Source organism: Methylocystis sp., from assembly GCF_051061225.1.
GTDB lineage: Bacteria > Pseudomonadota > Alphaproteobacteria > Rhizobiales > Beijerinckiaceae > Methylocystis.
In genome coordinates this window covers 23,591-41,625 of sequence record NZ_JBPFEB010000136.1, presented here as the reverse complement: position 1 = coordinate 41,625, position 18,035 = coordinate 23,591, and the positions used below count along the sequence as shown (strand labels likewise).

General features: G+C 64.2%; 21 protein-coding genes and 1 pseudogene. 13 read left to right on the top strand and 9 right to left on the bottom strand.

The features are described from left to right. Positions 1-380, bottom strand: a 380-nt coding sequence (locus ACR652_RS23920) for a DUF72 domain-containing protein (RefSeq protein ID WP_434508976.1), incomplete at its 3' end; no start/stop codon positions are given. A 115-nt stretch (positions 381-495) separates the two neighbouring features. On the opposite strand from ACR652_RS23920, the gene rplM reads away from it, so the two are divergent. Together rplM and rpsI are read left to right on the top strand one after the other, a co-directional pair. Further along, positions 496-975 carry a 50S ribosomal protein L13 gene (gene rplM, locus ACR652_RS23915; RefSeq protein ID WP_434508975.1) on the top strand — a complete coding sequence of 160 codons (480 nt, stop codon included), beginning with the start codon at positions 496-498 and terminating at the stop codon, positions 973-975. A 3-nt stretch (positions 976-978) separates the two neighbouring features. Then, positions 979-1,473: a 30S ribosomal protein S9 gene (gene rpsI, locus ACR652_RS23910; protein ID WP_434508974.1), complete on the top strand. Its 495-nt coding sequence runs from the start codon at positions 979-981 to the stop codon at positions 1,471-1,473. 162 nt (positions 1,474-1,635) lie between these two features. On the opposite strand, the gene ACR652_RS23905 is transcribed toward rpsI, so the two are convergent. The 3 genes from ACR652_RS23905 to ACR652_RS23895 all read right to left on the bottom strand — a co-directional run bounded on the left by ACR652_RS23905 (position 1,636) and on the right by ACR652_RS23895 (position 4,080). Further along, a complete protein-coding gene (locus tag ACR652_RS23905; RefSeq protein ID WP_434508973.1) occupies positions 1,636-2,517 on the bottom strand; it encodes a hypothetical protein in 882 nt (293 codons plus the stop codon). Between the two features lie 71 nt (positions 2,518-2,588). Continuing rightward, positions 2,589-3,791, bottom strand: coding sequence for a glycosyltransferase family 4 protein (locus ACR652_RS23900; protein WP_434508972.1), 1,203 nt, complete (start codon positions 3,789-3,791; stop codon positions 2,589-2,591). Between the two features lie 127 nt (positions 3,792-3,918). Beyond that, positions 3,919-4,080: a hypothetical protein gene (locus ACR652_RS23895; protein ID WP_434508971.1), complete on the bottom strand. Its 162-nt coding sequence runs from the start codon at positions 4,078-4,080 to the stop codon at positions 3,919-3,921. Between ACR652_RS23895 and ACR652_RS23890 the strand changes: the two genes are divergently transcribed. Both ACR652_RS23890 and ACR652_RS23885 read left to right on the top strand, forming a co-directional pair. Continuing rightward, a complete protein-coding gene (locus ACR652_RS23890) occupies positions 4,079-4,549 on the top strand; it encodes a cupin domain-containing protein (protein ID WP_434508970.1) in 471 nt (156 codons plus the stop codon). The two genes, ACR652_RS23895 and ACR652_RS23890, sit on opposite strands and share 2 nt — an antisense overlap. A 29-nt stretch (positions 4,550-4,578) precedes the next feature. After that, positions 4,579-4,932: a DMT family protein gene (locus ACR652_RS23885; protein ID WP_434508979.1), complete on the top strand. Its 354-nt coding sequence runs from the start codon at positions 4,579-4,581 to the stop codon at positions 4,930-4,932. Positions 4,933-4,934: 2 nt separating this feature from the next. Here the strand turns inward: ACR652_RS23885 and ACR652_RS23880 are convergent, their stop codons facing one another. Continuing rightward, positions 4,935-6,269, bottom strand: coding sequence for a peptide MFS transporter (locus ACR652_RS23880; protein ID WP_434508969.1), 1,335 nt, complete (start codon positions 6,267-6,269; stop codon positions 4,935-4,937). A gap of 112 nt (positions 6,270-6,381) precedes the next feature. Here ACR652_RS23880 and ACR652_RS23875 point away from each other — a divergent pair, with 112 nt between their 5' ends. Genes ACR652_RS23875 through ACR652_RS23865 form a run of 3 tightly spaced genes read left to right on the top strand, consistent with a single transcriptional unit; the run spans position 6,382 to position 8,818 of the window. After that, a complete protein-coding gene (locus ACR652_RS23875; RefSeq protein ID WP_434508968.1) occupies positions 6,382-6,804 on the top strand; it encodes an SxtJ family membrane protein in 423 nt (140 codons plus the stop codon). A gap of 16 nt (positions 6,805-6,820) precedes the next feature. Next, positions 6,821-6,973 (top strand): DUF5989 family protein, encoded by a 153-nt coding sequence (locus tag ACR652_RS23870; protein WP_434508967.1) that lies wholly within the window; start codon positions 6,821-6,823, stop codon positions 6,971-6,973. Between the two features lie 9 nt (positions 6,974-6,982). Continuing rightward, the gene (locus tag ACR652_RS23865) at positions 6,983-8,818 is read left to right on the top strand and encodes a carbamoyltransferase family protein (RefSeq protein ID WP_434508966.1); all 1,836 of its coding nucleotides are present in this window, start codon (positions 6,983-6,985) and stop codon (positions 8,816-8,818) included. A gap of 160 nt (positions 8,819-8,978) precedes the next feature. On the opposite strand, the gene ACR652_RS23860 is transcribed toward ACR652_RS23865, so the two are convergent. Beyond that, the gene (locus ACR652_RS23860) at positions 8,979-9,446 is read right to left on the bottom strand and encodes a flavodoxin family protein (RefSeq protein ID WP_434508965.1); all 468 of its coding nucleotides are present in this window, start codon (positions 9,444-9,446) and stop codon (positions 8,979-8,981) included. Continuing rightward, a complete protein-coding gene (locus ACR652_RS23855) occupies positions 9,443-9,616 on the bottom strand; it encodes a hypothetical protein (RefSeq protein WP_434508964.1) in 174 nt (57 codons plus the stop codon). The genes ACR652_RS23860 and ACR652_RS23855 overlap by 4 nt, the downstream gene beginning before the upstream one ends. Before the next feature lie 171 nt (positions 9,617-9,787). Between ACR652_RS23855 and argC the strand changes: the two genes are divergently transcribed. Continuing rightward, a complete protein-coding gene (argC, locus tag ACR652_RS23850; protein WP_434508963.1) occupies positions 9,788-10,702 on the top strand; it encodes an N-acetyl-gamma-glutamyl-phosphate reductase in 915 nt (304 codons plus the stop codon). Positions 10,703-10,782: 80 nt separating this feature from the next. Here argC and ACR652_RS23845 read toward each other — a convergent pair whose 3' ends face one another. Beyond that, complete coding sequence (locus ACR652_RS23845) at positions 10,783-11,805, bottom strand: transglycosylase SLT domain-containing protein (RefSeq protein ID WP_434508962.1); 1,023 nt, start codon at positions 11,803-11,805, stop codon at positions 10,783-10,785. Between the two features lie 215 nt (positions 11,806-12,020). Next, positions 12,021-12,491: an outer membrane protein assembly factor BamE gene (locus ACR652_RS23840; RefSeq protein ID WP_434508961.1), complete on the bottom strand. Its 471-nt coding sequence runs from the start codon at positions 12,489-12,491 to the stop codon at positions 12,021-12,023. Positions 12,492-12,681: 190 nt separating this feature from the next. Here ACR652_RS23840 and ACR652_RS23835 point away from each other — a divergent pair, with 190 nt between their 5' ends. The 5 genes and pseudogenes from ACR652_RS23835 (at position 12,682) to radA (ending at position 17,910) form a co-directional block, all read left to right on the top strand. Then, the gene (locus ACR652_RS23835; RefSeq protein ID WP_434508960.1) at positions 12,682-13,275 is read left to right on the top strand and encodes a YceD family protein; all 594 of its coding nucleotides are present in this window, start codon (positions 12,682-12,684) and stop codon (positions 13,273-13,275) included. Positions 13,276-13,485: 210 nt separating this feature from the next. After that, entirely contained in the window at positions 13,486-14,559 is a 1,074-nt protein-coding gene (gene plsX, locus ACR652_RS23830; protein WP_434508959.1) for a phosphate acyltransferase PlsX, read from the top strand. Continuing rightward, positions 14,556-15,545: a beta-ketoacyl-ACP synthase III gene (locus tag ACR652_RS23825; protein WP_434508958.1), complete on the top strand. Its 990-nt coding sequence runs from the start codon at positions 14,556-14,558 to the stop codon at positions 15,543-15,545. Before plsX ends, ACR652_RS23825 begins: the two co-directional genes overlap by 4 nt. 409 nt (positions 15,546-15,954) lie before the next feature. Further along, positions 15,955-16,284 (top strand): annotated as a pseudogene (locus tag ACR652_RS23820) (integration host factor subunit alpha); the annotation flags it as partial. A gap of 237 nt (positions 16,285-16,521) precedes the next feature. Further along, positions 16,522-17,910, top strand: a complete 1,389-nt coding sequence (gene radA, locus ACR652_RS23815; RefSeq protein ID WP_434508957.1) for a DNA repair protein RadA — start codon at positions 16,522-16,524, stop codon at positions 17,908-17,910. Positions 17,911-18,035: the final 125 nt, after the last annotated feature.

Sequence of the window (18,035 nt, the reverse complement as noted above, 5' to 3'; positions counted from 1 at the left end):
GCATCGAACTTCTTGGTCGGCGCGAACTGCCAGAGGATAGGTCCGAGCTTGTGCTTCAACTCGCTGAGGCCGCTCTTGAGGAACATGTCGATCGATGGCTTGGCTTCGGCGAGGATCTTGCGATTGGTGGTGAAGCGGTTGGCCTTCACGGCGAAGACGAAATCGTCCGGTGTCTCATCGTGCCATTTGCGGAAGGTCGTCGGCTTCTGGGTGGAATAATAGGTGCCATTGATCTCGATGGTCGTGACCTGGCGGCTGGCATATTCGAGCTCCCGGGTCTTGGGATGCTTGGCCGGGAAGAACATGCCCCCGCGCCATGGCTCGAAGGTCCACCCCCCGATGCCGACGCGGATTTCGCCCGATTGTTTGCCTTTGGCCATGATTTATACGGTATTATAGTACCGCTACCCTGAAATGCGCTAAAAATGGCGCTTTCTGCTTGCCCGGTCCAAACCGATCCCGTACATCGCGCGCCTTGTCCGGAGACATAATGCCATGAACACCTACTCGGCGAAGCCGTCCGAGATCGAGAAGAAGTGGATCCTGATCGACGCCGAAGGGCTTGTCGTCGGCCGCCTCGCCTCTGTCATCGCCATGCGCCTGCGCGGTAAGCACAAGCCGACGTTCACCCCGCACATGGATTGCGGCGACAACGTCATCGTCATCAACGCCGATAAGATACTGCTGACCGGCGATAAGCTCCGTCAGAAGACTTATTACCACCACACGGGTTATATCGGCGGCATCAAGGAACGCACCGCCGGCCGGATCATGGCAGGCAAGCACCCGGAACGGGTCGTCGAAAAGGCCGTGGAGCGCATGCTTCCCAAGGGGCCGCTCGGCAAGCGCCAGATGTCGAACCTGCGCGTCTATGTCGGCACCGACCACAAGCACGAAGCGCAGCAGCCGGTGAAGCTGGATGTTGCCGCGATGAATCCCAAGAACACCAACTTCAAGAAATCGAAGGCGGCTTAATCCATGGCTGAGGAAGTCAAGAATTTCAGCGATCTCAAGTCCACGCTGATCAAGGCGAAGCCGGCCAACGCGCCGGAAGAGGGCGCAGAGAAGAAGGCCAACCGCGACTCCAAGGGCCGCGCTTACGCGACGGGCCGCCGCAAGAACGCCATCGCGCGCGTCTGGATCAAGCCGGGCTCCGGCAAGATCACGGTCAACGGCCGCGACGCCGAGGCCTATTTCGCCCGGCCGGTGCTGCGCATGATCCTCCAGCAGCCGCTGGTCGTCGCCAAGCGCTCGGGCCAGTACGACCTGATCGTTTCGGTCGCCGGCGGCGGTCTCTCGGGTCAGGCCGGCGCGGTGCGCCACGGCCTCGCCAAGGCGCTGACTCATTACGAGCCGGAGCTGCGCTCCCCGCTCAAGAAGGAAGGCTTCCTCACCCGCGACTCGCGCGTGGTCGAGCGCAAGAAATACGGCAAGCGCAAGGCTCGCCGGTCCTTCCAGTTCTCGAAGCGCTAACGGCTGGGAGCGCTGCTCTCAGCGCTTCCAGGACCATGCAGAACACATCAAAGCCGGGCGTCGCCCGGCTTTTTTGTTCCCAGTCTCCTGGTCAATTTGCCGATGAGCCGGGCGCGCTTCGGCACACCATGCACCGGCCGGAAAAGCATCAGCCGGCACATCTCAAAATCTGAATGATCCGAGATAGTAATCCGGATAATTCGCGTCACAGGGCGCATCCAGATCCGTCGGGTAGAGCTCGTCGCTCTCGGAAACCGCATACATCGCCCTGTTCGCGAACGAGACCTCCAGCACGTTGGGGATCACCACATTCGAGAGATTGACCAGCGGGCTGCAGTTGTTTCCGTGCACATGAAACACGGAAAAGCGGCGATCGAGCTTCTCGAGCACGCGTCTGGCAAGCCTGTAGAATCCGGCCTCCGTCAACTGGCTCAGGCCGTGAAATTCGCAAATGATCTGCGAGACATATTCAAAGCATTCATCGGGCGTGCTGTCGATGACCGCCCACTCGTCCCCTTCGATATCAATCTTCAGGATGAGATGCGCATCACTGTTTGCGGAGCCCCGCTTTATGATCTCCGGAAGGGTGACGGAGTCTGCCGACGGCAGGGGCGTCACTTTCTTTTTGTGAAACGCAAGCAGGGGGTGCTGCGTTGGGGCGGCCTCGATCGTGTGATCGAACTGCTCGACAGGAATGCCGAGCTTCGCCAATGCAAAATCCCAGTTATCATCATTGCTGATGCCCAGCGATAATGCCAGGGATATCCTGGAGGGATCGTCGATCTGGACGTAGCCGCCATCATTCGGGCTGCCGAGTCTGATCTTGCTGTAGCCATCCACTCGATGGGGTCTCAGCAACCTGAAAAATTCCAGGATCGCTTTTTGCGATTCAGCGGAACAGTCGGGCGACGCAATCCGGCTATCGAGCTGTCTCTGGATTTGCTGCAGCCGAAGCCGCAGCTCATTCATCCTCCAGTCAATGTCATTGACCGAGGGAGGCAGAGTCCTCTTTCGCCATTCATCATAAATGTCCTTCAGTTTCATCTGGTCCGCTTCGATGGATGGGAAAGGAACGGCGACGACGGCTGGGCAGCCGAAGCTGAGCCTATCAGATTTCAGTTCGAGCAGTTGACTCTTATTTCGTCCAAGCTCCGAGCCATCATAGAGCCGACTTTCTCAAATGAAAGCTCCGATCGGATCGTCTCCCGAGCCGCACGGCCGAGTTTGCGCCTCAAGTCTGCGTTGTGGCTCGCGAATCGAAAGAGCTCCACAGCAGCGTCGTGTTTCGGCTCCGCCCACCATTGCCCTTCCCAAGCGATATACTCGCCCTCCCTCACCCGTCTCATATCGAAATCGACCAGCAAGCTGTTCGCTGGCGTCATGAAATCGAGATTTCCAGAGAACTTGGTCCCTATGACAAGCTTTCCGGCGGCCATGCATTCCGCCAAATTGAGACCGAACCCTTCTGACCGGTGGAGCGATACGAACACATCCGTCGCAGCCTGAAGTTGGGCGATTTCGACCGGCGACATGACCGCGTCGATGACGCGGATGTTTGCGTTTGATGCTGCAAGCGTCTTCAGCTCACGCTCGTAACGGTTTCTGAATGCGGAGCCATGACATTTGACAACCATCAGCGGGGAGGATTCAGCCGTTCCCGGAAAGGCGTCGATAAATGCCCGGATTGCGCCGAGAGGATTTTTCCGCTCCGGATAGGAGCTGAAATCGAAGGTCGTCAGAAAAATCGGTCGATCTGGAGGAAGGCGCAGCTCTTCTCTCGACATCGTCTGGTCCAGATTGTTGATCTGGACAGGCAGGGGGATAACCCTGACCCGTTTCGACGTTGCCGTCTTGAGAGAATTGGCGACGAAAGCGCTGGGAACCCAAATCTCCACCAGATCTTCGATCGCCCTTGTCCATATTCCGGGGAAGACTGGCAGCTCCCAAAAGAACAGCCCAATCTTTCGATTGTGAGAGAGACAGGATGGATCGACAAGACCTCTGAGATGTTCCTGCAAGATCGCATTGGCGTTGATGGCGAGCAGCGCCATATCGTAGCGGTTCTCCAAATGACCGGCGGATGGATAGAAGATCTCGTTTTTGGTATGGCCGGAGGAGAGAGCATGGCAGGAGAGTGGAAGCCCGGTGGATTTATAGGCTTCCGCGAGAGTTCGCGCCGCCTTTCCGAGGCCGTTCTCGGTGCTGAAAAACCCGTATATGGCGAGGCCGGGCTGACGAGTCGCCAGGCTTTTCGCCCACTGCAAATTCCTGGCGAAACTCGATAGGTTTTTTGCCGCCTGATTGACGCTCGTCAGCATTCGCTCTTCCCATATGAAGCAGGGCGCCATTTACATCCGGGCGAGCGCTGTTCTTTTTTCCAAGGTATTCGCGAAGTTGCTGAAATGTAACGCAATGCGCAGGTCAACCTCCGGCGCGAACCGGAGCTCATTTTTCATTAAAAAGTAATAAAAACGACACACGAATATTGTCGACTGGTAAACTTGACTGTTTTCGCGAGACCAGTTCCCTGCGCGCCTCTATGTCTTTTTCAGATGCCCCCGGCGCCGCTATCATGAGGCGCTGCTCACAGATGGAGACGCTGATCATGCGCGCATTGCCGTATTTTCTTGCCGGCCTGTTCGTCGCCCTCCCCGCCCTCGCCGCCGACCCGTCCGTCATCGGCGAGAAGAACGCCAAGGACGTCGTCACCATCCGCGCGCCCGAGGCGGCGACCTCAAAGCAGACCTTGCCGTTCTTTCCCGGCGTTTCCGGCCAAAACGCCGGCGCCAGGGGGCTGTCGCTGCTGAAGGTCGTGATCCCGCCGGGCGGCTCGGCGGCGCCGCATGTTCACAAGGGCTACGAGTCGGCGATCTATCTGCTGCAGGGCACGGTCGAGACACGTTACGGCGAGAAGCTCGAGAAGCGCGTCGTCAATGTCGCCGGCGACTTCATCTTCATCCCCGCGGATGTGCCGCATCAGCCGACCAACCTCAGCCAGACAGAGCCCGCGATCGCGATCGTCGCGCGTAACGATCCCGACGAGCAGGAGCATGTGATCCTGTTGCCGAAGCAGTAGACCGACGAAACCGCAACGAGGACTCCATGCTGACCTTTCTGCGCGCGCCGACTGTCGCGCCCATCCTGCTCCTCATCCTGTCCAATCTGTTCATGACAACGGCCTGGTATGGCCATCTCAAATTCCCCCGCCTGTCGATGCCGCAGGCGATCGCCATGGGATGGCTCATCGCGCTCATCGAATATTGCCTCGCGGTTCCGGCGAACCGCATCGGCTATGGCGCCTATTCCGCCGCGCAACTGAAGACGATTCAGGAAGTCATCACGCTGGTCATCTTCACCGGCTTTTCCTTCCTCGTGCTGGGCGAGGCGCCGAGCTGGCGGACGCTCCTGGGCTTCGCGCTGATCGCCGCAGGGGCCTTCTTGATCTTCCAGTCGAAATAGCGTCAGCGCAAAATGTCGCGGAGCGGCCGCCGCGCCGCTTCGATGATCAGCGCGCCCGTGGCGCCGAGGCCGCCGACGAGCAGGAAGAATTGCGCGCTGGTGAGATTGGCCCAGAAGCTGCCGATCCAGCCGGCGAGCAGATTGCCCAGAAACATCGAGGTGAACCACGCGCCCATCAGAGCCGAACGCGCGCCCTCTGGCGCCAGATGCGACACAAGCGACAGGGTGATCGGCGAGAAGTGCAGCTCGGAGAGCGTCACCAGCGTGAAATAGAGCAGCAGCCACAGCCAGCTCGCCTTGCCGCCGTCGCTGACCGCAGCCGCCAGCGCCATTACGGCGAAACTCGCGGCGACTCCCAGACAGCCGAAGGAGAGCTTGCGCACCGTCGACGGCTCCCACCCGCGTCGCGCCAGCCATCCCCAGAAGGCGACGAGCGGCGGCGTGAACAGGAAGATCATCAGCGGATTGAAGGCCTGAAACCAGGTGACCGGAATCTCGCCCCGCCAGCCGAACAGACTGACGCTGCGGTCCGTGAACTGCTCGGCCCAGATCGCAATCGTATTTCCCTGCTGCTCGAAGGCCGCCCAGAACAGCGCGGAGGGCAGGAACAGCCATGCAATGCCGAGAAAAGCGGGGCGGAACGGCATATCGCCGACGGCGGGCGCAGGCATCGCGCGCGGGCGATCGCCTGGCAATCCGGCGCGGCCGCGAAGATAGATCGTCAGGCCGATCGCCATGCCGACGCCGGCGCTCATGAATCCATAATGCCAGCCGAACTTTTCGCCGAGCGTGCCGCAGACGAGCGGCGCGAAAAACGCGCCGATGTTGATGCCGACGTAGAAGATGGAATAGGCGCGGTCGCGACGGGAATCGTTGCGCGGATAGAGCTCGCCGACCTGGGTGGAGATATTTGGCTTGAATGCGCCGCAGCCCAGCGCGATCAGCGACAGGGCGACCAGAAAAAGCGGCTCATAGGCCATGAGGAAATGGCCCGCGACCATCAGCCCCGCGCCGAGCGCGATGGTCCGCGTGCGTCCTAGCCAGCGATCCGCGACAAGGCCGCCGAGAATTGGCGTCAGATAGACCAGCCCTGTGTAAAGCCCGTAAATCTGTGAGGCGAGCGGCTGCGGGCCGAGTGGGCCGGACAGGGTCTCGAGCCCGCTCTTCAGGGCGGCGAGACCGAGCGCCGCGTCGATCCGCTCGGGCTTCAGCAGCTCGTCCACCATATAAAGAACAAGAAGCGCCCGCATCCCGTAATAGGAGAATCGCTCCCACATCTCTGAGCCGAAGAGCGTGGCGAGGCCCGGTGAATGGCCGGAGAAAACATTGAATTTCATGGCGTTTCAGCAAACCGGCGCGCGTGTTGTGGACAATGCGTTTCCCCGCGTGGTTGCGCTTGCGGGGCGACGTCGATAAGAGGGTTAATCCGTTGTCGTAGAGACAAAAGCAATGGCCGGTCACGAGACTCTCAAATCCAGCCGCAAAGTCGAATTGGGGTCGAACCGAAATTTCGGCCTCGTTTTTGCGGGCGTTTTCGCCGTTCTGGCCTTCTGGCCGCTGATCCGCCATGGCGAGGCCGTGCGCTGGTGGGCGCTGGCGCCCGCCGCCGCCTTTCTCGGCCTGGCGCTGTACGCGGATCACCTGCTGGCGCCGCTCAACAAGCTATGGTTCCGCTTTGGCTTGCTGCTGCACAGCGTCGTCTCGCCGCTGGTGATGGGCGCGCTGTTTTACGGGGCCGTCACGCCGGTCGCCTATGTGCTGCGGCTGATGGGCAAGGATATTCTGCGCCTGAAGCGCGCCGACGAGACGAGCTACTGGATCGAGCGCACGCCGCCCGGCCCCGCGAAAAACTCGATGGGCCAGCAATTCTGAGTCACGGGAGAAAAGCATGTCGTCCTTTCTGAAGGAATTCGTCGCCTATCTGCGCACGCGCAGGAAATTCTGGCTCGTGCCGCTGTTCGTGCTGTTCCTGCTGTTCGGCGCGCTGTTCTTCCTTGGACAGGGTTCCGTCGTCGCGCCCTTCATCTACACGCTGTTCTAAGGGCGCTTTATGCTGATCCTCGGCGTTTCCGCCTTTTATCATGATAGCGCCGCCGCGCTCCTGCGCGACGGCGAGATCGTCGCTGCGGCGCAGGAGGAGCGCTTCACGCGCATCAAGCACGACTCCGCCTTCCCGGAGAACGCCGTTCGCTTCTGTCTGGCGGAAGCGGGGGTCTCCGGCGCGGACATTGATCACGTCGTGTTCTACGAGAAGCCGTTCGTGAAATTCGAACGGCTCCTCGAGACCTATCTGGCGTTCGCGCCGAAGGGCTTTGAATCCTTCCGCAAGGCCATGCCGCTGTGGATCGGCGAGAAGATCTTCCAGCGCGACATTCTCACGAAAGCTCTGAAGGACGTCGATCCGGGGCTGGCCGAGGGCGACAAGCTGCTCTTCTCGGAGCATCACTTCTCGCATGCGGCGTCCGCCTTCTATCCGTCGCCCTTCGAGCGCGCGCTGGTCCTCACCATGGACGGCGTCGGCGAATGGACGACGACGTCGGTCGCGCTCGGCAATGGGTCCGATCTTCAGATCGTCAAGGAAATCCATTTCCCGCATTCGCTCGGCCTGCTCTATTCCGCGCTGACCTATTACACGGGCTTCAAGGTCAATTCGGGCGAGTACAAGGTGATGGGCCTCGCGCCCTATGGCGAACCGAAATACGCCAGGCTCATGCTCGACGAGCTGATCGACGTGAAGGCGGACGGCTCCTTCCGCCTCAACCTCGATTACTTCGACTATTGCACCGCGCTGAAGATGACGAACGACAGGTTCGACCAGCTCTTCGGCGCGCCGGCGCGCAAGCCGGAGGACCGTCTCGAACAACGTCACATGGACCTCGCCGCCTCCGTGCAGGCCGTGACGGAAGAGGTCGTGCTGCGCCTGACGCGCGCGCTCGCGGCGGAGACGGGCGAAAAGAATCTCTGCCTTGCCGGCGGCGTCGCGCTCAATTGCGTGGCGAACGGCAAAATCCTGCGCGACAGGAGCTTCGAGAACATCTTCATCCAGCCGGCGGCGGGCGACGCCGGCGGCGCGCTCGGCGCCGCGCTGGCGGGCTATTATCACCAGAAGGAGCAGCCGCGCCGCGTGACGCCCGGCAAGGACCAGATGAAAGGCTCCTATCTCGGCCCCCGCTACGAGCAGGCGGACATCGAGAGGCGGCTGCGCGACGTCGGCGCCAAATTCACCGTTGTCGGGGACGACGGCGTGATCGAGGAGACGGCGCAGGCGCTCGTAGCCGGTCAGGCGGTCGGCTGGCATCAGGGCCGCATGGAGTTCGGCCCGCGCGCGCTTGGCGGCCGCTCGATCCTGGGCGACCCCCGCTCGCCGACGATGCAGAAGGCCCTCAATCTCAAGGTCAAGTTCCGCGAGAGCTTCCGCCCCTTCGCGCCATCGGTGCTGCGCGAGCGCGTGTCGGACTGGTTCGAGATCGACTGCGACTCGCCTTACATGCTGCTCGTCGCCAATGTGCAGAAGAGCCATTGCCGCGAGATGTCGGCGGACGAACAGGCGTTGTTCGGCATCGACAAGCTGAATGTGCCGCGCTCGGACATTCCGGCGGTGACGCATGTCGATTATTCCGCGCGCATTCAGACGGTGCACGAAGACACCAACCCCCGCTACCATCAGCTGCTGACGCGCTTCGAAGAGCTGACGGGCTGTCCGGTGCTCATCAACACCAGCTTCAACGTGCGCGGCGAGCCGATCGTCTCGACGCCCGAGGACGCATTCCGCTGCTTCATGGGCTCGGACATCGAGTTCCTGGCGGTCGGCAACTGCATCCTGCGCAAGGCCGATCAGGACCCGTCGCTGGCGCAGGATTACAAGAACGCCTTCGAGCTGGACTGAGGCGCCCCCTCCCCAACCCTCCCCCGCTTCGCGGGAGAGGGAGCGGGTCCGGGCCTTCATCAGCAACGCTGATCGTGAACGTCCCCTCTCCCGCGAAAGCGGGGGAGGGACAGGGAGGGGGCCTCTCAATGGCAGGCCCCTCTCCACCACCAGCCCGCCCTCAAAACACTCCCGCGTCCAGCCCCGCCGCCATGAGCATGCCCAGCTCCCGGCATTGCTCCGCGAACTCGGGTCGCCAGTCCCCACGGCAGACCAGCGGGTCCTGGATCGCCCGCCAGCGCAAGCCCGTCACGATGGTCTGGACGCCGCGCAACGCGCCCGTGCCGTCGCTACCCGCGCGGACGGCGAGCGCATAGGGCCGCCCCTGCGTCCGTTCCAGGCAGGGGTAATAACAGCGGTCGAAGAAATCCTTCAGCGCGCCGCTCATATAGCCGAGGTTCTCGGGCGTCAGCAGAAGGATCGCGTCCGCCGCGAAGACGTCTTCCGGCCCCGTCTCGAACGGGCTGAGCGCGCGCGCCGCCACATCCCCGATGTCGGGCGCCCGCGCCCCGGCCAGCAGCGCGTCACGCAAAAGCTGCGTATTGTGGGACGGGGCGTGGGCGATGATCAGGAGGCGCTTGTGGCTCAATGCGGATGAAACTCGGGAATGCCGACGGCTCCAACCCAGACCGCCGCGCCGACGCTGCCCAGCAGAAGCAGCGCGCCGCCATAGGCGAAGACCGAAGCAACCGACGCCTGATAGACCGAATCGGCAATCACAGCGCCAAGGGATTTCAACATGTCGCGGATGGCGGTCATGGTGGAGCCTCGTGAGACCTGAGATCGGACGCCCAAGCGCGCCCCTTTCCTCATCTCAGTTATCGCGCGGCGCGGCCGGCGCCAGTGTTGCGGCAAGGCTGTCACAGACGGTTGTTGACAAGGCGCCATGCAGCGACCATCCAACCCGTCAGAAAGCAGGACAAGAGTTTCATGAGCACCAGGATCTTCATCGACGGCGACGCGGGCACGACGGGACTCGAAATCCGCGAGCGGCTCGCGGGCCGCGGCGACATCGAGATCGTCGCCATACCGCCCGAGAAGCGCAAGGACGTCGCGACCAAGCGCGACATCCTCGCGGCGGTCGACGTCGCCGTGCTCTGCCTTCCGGACGATGCGGCGAAGGAGACGGTTGCGCTCTGTGATGCGCTCGGCGACAGGGCCCCGCGTCTGCTCGACGCCTCGACCGCCCACAGGGTCGCGCCCGGTTGGGTCTATGGCTTTCCCGAGCTTTGCGCGGGACAGGCCGAGGCCATCGCCAAAGCGCCCCGCGTCGCGAATGTCGGCTGCTATGCGACCGGGTCCATCGCGCTCCTGCGCCCCCTTGTCGACGCGGGTCTGATCCAGCCCGATCAGCCCCTCGCCATCAACGCCGTCTCCGGCTATTCGGGCGGCGGGCGGCAGATGATCGAGGCTTACGAGACTGGCGCCGCCCCGGCTTTCGAGCTTTACGCGCTGGGGCTCGAGCACAAGCATCTGCCCGAGATCATGGCCTATGCACGCCTGTCGGCGCGGCCGCTGTTCGTGCCCTCGGTCGGCAATTTTCGTCAGGGCATGCTGGTGTCGATCCCGCTCGCGCTCGACGCGCTGCCCGGCAAACCCCGGGCCGGGGATTTCGAGGCCGCCTATCGCCGGCATTACGAGGGCGCGCCCCATGTGCGCGTCACGCCCGCCCCGGCGGCGGCGCGGCTCGACGCGCTGGCGCTGAATGGCACCGATGATATGGAGCTGTTCGTCTTCGCCAACGAAGCGCGCCGGCACGCGGTTCTGGTCGCCCGGCTGGACAATCTCGGCAAGGGCGCGTCGGGTGCGGCCACGCAGAACCTCGACCTGATGATCGGCGCCTGACCACAGACGTCACGGGCGGCCATCGACGCCGCTCGGATCCACCTCGCGCCTGAAAAAGGGGGCTGAAGCCCCCTTCCCCGTCAGTCGGTATAGGCTGTGACGCCTGCGGGAAGTTTTGAGGCAACGTCGCCGTAGCGGCTGGTGCGCTTGTCCATCATCGCCTCGAAGGCTTCGTGGACCTCGGTCACCGTGCGGTCTTTCAGCCGCCGCCCGTGCTGCTCGTAGAAGATCGGCTTGTTGGCCCTGGCGGGCTTCGGCAGGAGCGCCGCCGCCGACATCTGCGGCGACTCGACCATCGCCCGCATGAAGCGCTCAGTGTCTTCCGGCCCGAGGAAGTGGATCAGATAGGTTTCGCCCGGCGTCAGCGGACGACCGACCTTCTCGGCGATCTTCGCGCTGTCCTTCTTCAGCATCTCCGCCGCCATCGCGGCCGAGAGATAAGGATCGTTGCGCAAATTCAGGATTTTCGCGCGCTGGCGTCCGGCGCCCTCTTCGGCGGCCCTCGCCTCCTCGGCGCGGCCATAGCGATGGCCGAAATCCGCCAGCGCCTTCATCCAAGTCTTTTCGACAAACTGGAAAAGGCCGCTCGCGGAGGAGGTGCGGGCCTTGGCCGAGGTGTGGAAATTCGATTCCTTGTCGGCGATCGCCATCAGCAGCGCCGGGTCCATCTCCGTCTTGTTGGCGGCCTCGACCACGCGCTCGACGATGGCTTGCTGGACCTTCACCGGCCCGAAGCGCATGACGCCGCCAGCGGCGTCTCCGCCCGTGTCGTCCTTGCCGAAGAGACGATGCGCCCAGGTCAGAGCGGCCTGCTCGATCGAGAAGTCGCTGTCCAGAGCCTCGTCGTCCTCGCTGCCGGCGCGCGCCAGCTCCAGCAGATGGCCTGCGAGCGTGCGTTGCCTGGCGACGTGACTGAGCTTTTCGTAATAGGGCGTGTCGTTGCGCTGAAGCGTGAGGCTGAGGGCCGCGATCGTCGACAGAACGGCGCCGACGCAAACGGTCCGGAGAAGGACGTAGAACGAGCGGTCGGCGCGGATCAGCGCCAGTCTGTCGCCCAGTGTCAGTCTCCGCGGCTCATTGGCAGGCTGCGTCAAATCCGTCATTCGTCACATAAGCTCCTTCATCCGCGAAACTGCGGCACGTTCAAGAGCTTACGTGGAAGGAACGGCGAAAGATCGACGGCAGCCGCCACGCCCGCGCCACATTCAGAAACAGCTCAGCTACAGGCAAAACCTTAAAAACATTGGATAAAAAACAGTTAAGGCCGGAATCGTCCGATCCCGGCCACATTTACGCCACGCTGGCGGCGCCCCCGCCGTCAGATCGGAATCTTGGAGAGAAGGCTCTGGATCAGGTGATAATCCGGCCCCGCGACGGGCGTCGTGCGCGACAGGAAGTCGACCGGCTTGCCATCCTCCAGGCCGTAATCCGCGACCCGAACCACCTTTCGCGACTTGTCGAAATAGACCGCCATCACGCGCTGGTCGGTGATGTTCTGCGGCATGAAGGCCATCGAGCGTTCGAGGCGCTGGCTGACGTAATACCAGGCGTCGCCGCCGATGGTGGAGGTTGTGGACGGGGTGCCGAGGATCTGCATCACCTGCGGCGCGGCCATGCCCGGTTTCACCTGCTCCGCCTTGCGCTGGTCGATGATTGCGCCGCGATTGATGACGCCGTCGTAGCCCAGACAGCCGGAGAGCGCGGCCGCAAGGCCGACGGCCGCCGCGATCCGGACCATCGCCGCGCCAGAAAAGCCCGCGGAAAAGATACGAAATTCCGGCCCCGCCATACTGATCTCCAGGCTACCCGCCGCCGACGCGAAGACGTGTCGCGCGACTTCGTCAAGCAATTGCGCTTGCCTAGCCCTCGATCGCAGCGAAAGCAAGCCGGTTGGCGGGAAAACGGGAACGGCTGGCGCGCGCCGGTCGATGCACGTATCTAGAAAGCCTCACCATCGCCGGGCGGAAGGAGAAGCGGCCATGACGAAGGACATGCTCGGCGGACAGCCCGCCAAAAGCGAGCCCGCTCCCCTGTCCCGGCTGGCGTCGCTGTCCGAAACGCCGCCCGAGGGGCTGGACGTGGACATTGTCGCCAATGCGGCGGAACGCGCGGCGCTGGCCGAGCTCAACGGGCTGCCCGCGATCGACGCTTTGACGGCGGCGCTGCGCCTGCGCCGCTGGCGCGGAGACGGGCTGGAGGTCACCGGGGAGTTGCGGGCGCGCCTGCGCCAGACCTGCGTCGTGACGCTCGAGGACTTCGACACGGAGGTCGTCGAGTCGATCGAGATGCGCTTTGCGCCGCCCGCCGAGGAGCCCCGCCCCCGCTCGCGCCGGCATGAGCCGGAACCCGAGCCGCATGAACATGACGCGCTGGCGGAAGACCCGCCCGATCCGCTCGTGGGAGGCGTGGTCGATCTCGGCGCGCTGGTCGCCGAATTCTTCACCCTCGCGCTCGACCCCTATCCGCGCAAGCCGGGGGCCGAATTTGTCGAGCCGGCGCCGGAGGACGCCTCGAACGTCTCCCCCTTCGCGCAACTCCGGCGCTTGCGGGACGAACCGCCCAAGGACGCCTGACCCGCACGGGCCGGCGGGGCGCTGGCACTTGCGCCGCCGCCCCGCAAATGGCAATCACGCGCGCAGACAGCAGCAGCCTGGAGCAGGCGCGGCCGGCCCGGCCGGTCGGTCATCAGAGCGTCGCCCGCCCGCTGCACATGAGACAGACCGGACGCCCGCCCGTCTTCGGCGCAAGAGGCAAGGTCCGGCGTTGAGGAGACGACTGGGAAGATGGCGGAAAAAGTTCGGATCGCGGTCGACGCGATGGGCGGCGATTTCGGCCCGTCTGTGACGGTTCCCGGCTGCGCCCGAGCCCTCGAACGCCGGCCAGACAGCCATTTCCTTCTGATCGGCGACGAGAAGGCGATCCGCGCGGAGCTGGCGAATCATCCGCGACTCGCCGAAGCCAGCGAGGTCCGCCATGCCACGGTCTCCATCCGCATGGACGACAAGCCCAGTCAGGCGTTGCGCCAGGGCCGCCGGGTCTCCTCCATGTGGATGGCCGTCGAGGCCGTGAAGAAGGGCGAGGCCGACGTCGCCGTTTCCGCCGGCAATACCGGCGCGCTCATGGCCATGTCGAAAATCTGCCTGCGCACCCTGCCGGGCGTGGATCGGCCGGCGCTGGCCTGCCTGTGGCCGACGCTGCGCGGCCATTCCATCGTGCTCGACGTCGGCGCCTCGATCGGCGCCAACGCCACCCAGCTCGTCGCGCTGGCCATCATGGGCTCCGCGATGGCGCGCGTCATTCTCGGGCTGGAGCGCCCCTCGGTCGGCCTGCTCAATGTCGGCACGGAGGAGATCAAGGGCGTCGAGGAGGTCAAAGGCGCGGCGGCCATCCTGCGCGAGTCGAACCTGCCGGGTCTCGCCTATTCGGGCTTCGTCGAGGGCGACGGCATCGGCATGGGCGCCGTGGATGTCGTCGTCACCGAAGGCTTCACGGGCAACATCACGCTCAAGACCGCCGAAGGCACCGCCAAGCAGATCGCCGCCTATCTGCGCGCCGCGATGGGCGGCTCGCTGCTGGCGAAGCTCGGCTACCTTCTCGCGCGCGGCGCCTTCGCCGAGCTCAAGGGCAAGATGGACACGCGCTCGATCAATGGCGGCGTGTTCCTCGGCCTCGACGGCCTCGTCATCAAGAGCCATGGCGGGACCGACTCCGTGGGCTTCGCCCGCGCCGTGGAAATCGGCTATGAAATGGCCAAGAGCGACCTGATGAACCGCATCCGGGACACTGTCGCGCTCGCCCAGCAGTTCGAAAGCGGCTCCGCCGATCCCACCAACCCCCCTCAGGAAGCCGCCCAGTGACGACGGAACATTCCCTTTTGCGCTCCGTCGTCCTCGGCGTGGGCTCCTATCTGCCCGAGAAGACGCTGACCAACGACGACCTCGCGAAGATGGTCGACACCAGCGACGACTGGATTTTCCAGCGCACCGGCATCCGCGAACGCCACATCGCCGCAAAGGGCGAAACCACCTCCATGCTCGGCGAGAAGGCCGCGCGCGCGGCGCTCGCCGCCGCCGGGCTGACGCCGGACGACATCGACCTGATCATCGTCGGCACCTCGACGCCGGACTGGACCTTCCCCTCCACCGCAAGCCAGATTCAGGCCGCGCTCGGGATCACGCATGGCGTGGCCTTCGATCTTCAGGCGGTCTGCTCGGGCTTCGTCTTCGCCGTGACCACCGCTGACAAGTTCCTGCGCTCGGGCTCGCACAGGCGCGCGCTGGTGATCGGCGCCGAAACCTTCTCGCGCATCATCGACTGGGAAGACCGCACCACCTGCGTGCTGTTTGGCGACGGCGCCGGCGCCATGGTGCTGGAGGCCCGCCCCTCGACCGGCTCCATGGCCGAGCGCGGGGTTCTGACGACGCATCTGCGGTCGGACGGCCGTCATCGGGCCAAGCTGCATGTCGACGGCGGCCCGTCGGCGACGCAGACCGTCGGCCACCTCCGCATGGAGGGCAAGGAAGTGTTCAAATTCGCTGTGGGAAAGGTGACGGACGTGGTCGTCGACGCCTTCGCCGCCACGGGACTCAGCCCGGATCAGCTCGACTGGTTCGTGCCGCATCAGGCGAATCGCCGCATCATCGACATGTCGGCGCAAAAGCTCGGGATCGCGCCCGAAAAAGTCGTGGCCACCGTGCATCTGCACGGCAACACCTCGGCCGCCAGCGTGCCGCTCGCCCTGTCCGTGGCCGTCGGCGACGGCCGCATCAAGCAGGGCGACCTCGTGATGCTCGAAGCCGTCGGCGGCGGCTTCACCTGGGGATCGGCGCTCATCCGCTGGTGAGCGACTTTCTCACGCACCTCGGGAAAAGTTTCTTTTTAAACAGTGACGGCAGCCCCGCCCGCCTCCCCTGGCGGAGCGGCTCTTCTTCGCACGTACGTACGCAAGGGTCTGGAGTTGCTCGACAATTTCGCGTGGTGAGTAACAATAAGTAACATTGGCCACTGGCCCATGTCGCCAGTGGTGCAGTTTTGCCTATGATTTCACACTGATTTTTGTCACAAGACCTCTCAGTTTTTTTATTGCCAAGCTTGCCTTTTGTTCAAATTCCGAAAAAATCCAACTAATGCGACGGCTATGCTGGGCCGCCCATCGAGGCTGGCGAGGGCTCACGAACCAACCCTTATCTCGAAACGTTGCCGGCTCCCCAACGGGAGCCCTTTAAACCTTTGCTGTTACACAGGACTGAAAGATGGCACAGTCTTACCCCGATTTATCGGCCCCTCCCGCGTCGGCGACCACGCCCCCCAACACGGTCACCCGCGCCGATCTGGTTGAGGCAGTGCAACGCCAGACCGGCCTGCCCCGCGCGGATTGCGCGAGATATGTGGAAATGGTCCTCGACGAGGTTTTCGAGGCCATTGTCACGCGCCAGGAAGTCCGGCTGTCATCCTTCGGCGCCTTCCAGATCCGCGCCAAGCGCGAGCGCCAGGGACGCAATCCCAAGACCGGCCAAGGCGCGAAGATCACGGCGCGCCTCGTCGTGACCTTCAAGCCCTCCAACGTCATGCGGGCGCGCGTGAACACGCATTTCAAGGTCCCCGCCCCCCGCAAGTCGAATGGCGCGCGCAAGGCCAATGGCGCCGGGCGGCATGACGACGGAGCCCCGCCGAAGGGCGACGGCGCACAGACGCTGACGAGCTTCCCGATCGAGAGAACCGAGCGCGAACTGGGCGCTACCCGTTGAAACGGCGGGCGTCTGACAGACCTCTGACACCCGCCTCTTGACAAGCGGCGGCGGCGCATGCGCCAAGCGCGCATGGCAAAAGCGCGCTCCTATTTCGTCTGCCAGAACTGCGGCGCGATCGCGCCGCGCTGGCAGGGCCGCTGCGAGTCCTGCGGCGACTGGAACACCATCGTCGAGGAAAGCGACTCCGGCCCTGTTGCGTCTCGCGCGACTCGCGGCCGCGCCTTCGAGCTCGAGGGCCTCGCCGGCTCGGACAAGCCGGCCGAGCGCATCGTCACCGGCATAGGCGAATTCGACCGGGTCACCGGCGGCGGTTTCGTGCCGGGGTCCGTGCTGCTGCTGGGCGGCGAGCCGGGAATCGGCAAATCCACGCTCCTCATTCAGGCCTGCGCGGCGCTGGCGCGGCGCGGCGCGCGGGTGATCTACATCTCCGGCGAGGAGGCGGTGGCGCAGGTGCGGCTGCGCGCCAGCCGTCTCGATCTCGCGGACGCGCCGGTTGAACTCGCCTCGGCCACGCAGGTGGAAGATATTCTGGCAACCTGCGTGACGGGGCGACGCGCGGCCCTCATCATCATCGACTCCATTCAGACCATGCACACGGAGGTCGCTCCCTCCGCGCCCGGCACGGTCACGCAGGTGCGGGCCAGCGCGCAGGCGCTGCTGCGCCACGCCAAGACCAGCGGCTCCAGCATCATCCTGGTCGGCCATGTCACCAAGGACGGACAGGTCGCGGGTCCGCGCGTCGTCGAGCACATGGTCGACGCCGTTCTCTCCTTCGAAGGCGACGCGGCGCATCATTTCCGCATGTTGCGCGCCTCGAAGAACCGTTTCGGCGCGACCGGCGAAATCGGGGTATTCGAGATGACTGGGCTCGGCCTCGCCGAGGTCGCCAATCCTTCGGCCATCTTCCTCGCGGGACGCGACGCGACGGCGCCCGGCGCGGCGGTGTTCGCCGGCATGGAAGGCCAGCGGCCGATGCTCATCGAAATTCAGGCGCTGGTCGCCCCGACCTCGCTCGGCACGCCGCGCCGGGCGGTCGTTGGCTTCGACCAGAACCGCCTGTCCATGATTCTGGCTGTGCTGGAGGCCCATGGCGGGCTCAAGCTCGGCATGCACGACGTCTATCTGAACGTGGCCGGGGGCCTGCGCGCCGACGAGCCCGCCGGCGACCTCGCCGCCGCCGCGGCGCTCGTGTCGTCGCTGACCGGCGCCGTTCTGCCGGCCGACCAGGCGTTCTTTGGCGAGATTGGCCTGTCGGGAGCGATCCGGCCGGTGATCCACGCCGGGATGCGGCTGCGCGAGGCGGCCAAGCTCGGCTTTCACCAGGCCGTGCTGGCGCAAGGCCAGCAGATTAACGAGGACGAACGCCGCTCCGGCCTGACGCTGCGGCCCTGCGCCGACGTGGGCCAGCTCGTGGCGTCAATCGCCCAGACAGCGCCGCGGACGCGCGGGCGGGACTGATTTTAACCTTTCTGCTTCCCGCCGGCGGCTCAGTTGCGCTAGAAGCATGCCGTCGCGACCGCCGAGGCGACGGCCTGCCGCATCATGCTGGAATTTCGGGCGTCAGGGCGAAAACGAAGAGGACT

Coding starts and splice junctions, on each gene's coding strand:
- rplM (WP_434508975.1), top strand. CDS start 496: ATGAACACCTACTCGGCGAAGCCGTCCGAGATCGAGAAGAAGTGGATC.
- rpsI (WP_434508974.1), top strand. CDS start 979: ATGGCTGAGGAAGTCAAGAATTTCAGCGATCTCAAGTCCACGCTGATC.
- ACR652_RS23905 (WP_434508973.1), bottom strand. CDS start 2,517: ATGAAACTGAAGGACATTTATGATGAATGGCGAAAGAGGACTCTGCCT.
- ACR652_RS23900 (WP_434508972.1), bottom strand. CDS start 3,791: ATGCTGACGAGCGTCAATCAGGCGGCAAAAAACCTATCGAGTTTCGCC.
- ACR652_RS23890 (WP_434508970.1), top strand. CDS start 4,079: ATGCGCGCATTGCCGTATTTTCTTGCCGGCCTGTTCGTCGCCCTCCCC.
- ACR652_RS23895 (WP_434508971.1), bottom strand. CDS start 4,080: ATGATCAGCGTCTCCATCTGTGAGCAGCGCCTCATGATAGCGGCGCCG.
- ACR652_RS23880 (WP_434508969.1), bottom strand. CDS start 6,269: ATGAAATTCAATGTTTTCTCCGGCCATTCACCGGGCCTCGCCACGCTC.
- ACR652_RS23875 (WP_434508968.1), top strand. CDS start 6,382: ATGGCCGGTCACGAGACTCTCAAATCCAGCCGCAAAGTCGAATTGGGG.
- ACR652_RS23870 (WP_434508967.1), top strand. CDS start 6,821: ATGTCGTCCTTTCTGAAGGAATTCGTCGCCTATCTGCGCACGCGCAGG.
- ACR652_RS23865 (WP_434508966.1), top strand. CDS start 6,983: ATGCTGATCCTCGGCGTTTCCGCCTTTTATCATGATAGCGCCGCCGCG.
- ACR652_RS23855 (WP_434508964.1), bottom strand. CDS start 9,616: ATGACCGCCATCCGCGACATGTTGAAATCCCTTGGCGCTGTGATTGCC.
- argC (WP_434508963.1), top strand. CDS start 9,788: ATGAGCACCAGGATCTTCATCGACGGCGACGCGGGCACGACGGGACTC.
- ACR652_RS23845 (WP_434508962.1), bottom strand. CDS start 11,805: ATGACGGATTTGACGCAGCCTGCCAATGAGCCGCGGAGACTGACACTG.
- ACR652_RS23840 (WP_434508961.1), bottom strand. CDS start 12,491: ATGGCGGGGCCGGAATTTCGTATCTTTTCCGCGGGCTTTTCTGGCGCG.
- ACR652_RS23835 (WP_434508960.1), top strand. CDS start 12,682: ATGACGAAGGACATGCTCGGCGGACAGCCCGCCAAAAGCGAGCCCGCT.
- plsX (WP_434508959.1), top strand. CDS start 13,486: ATGGCGGAAAAAGTTCGGATCGCGGTCGACGCGATGGGCGGCGATTTC.
- radA (WP_434508957.1), top strand. CDS start 16,522: ATGGCAAAAGCGCGCTCCTATTTCGTCTGCCAGAACTGCGGCGCGATC.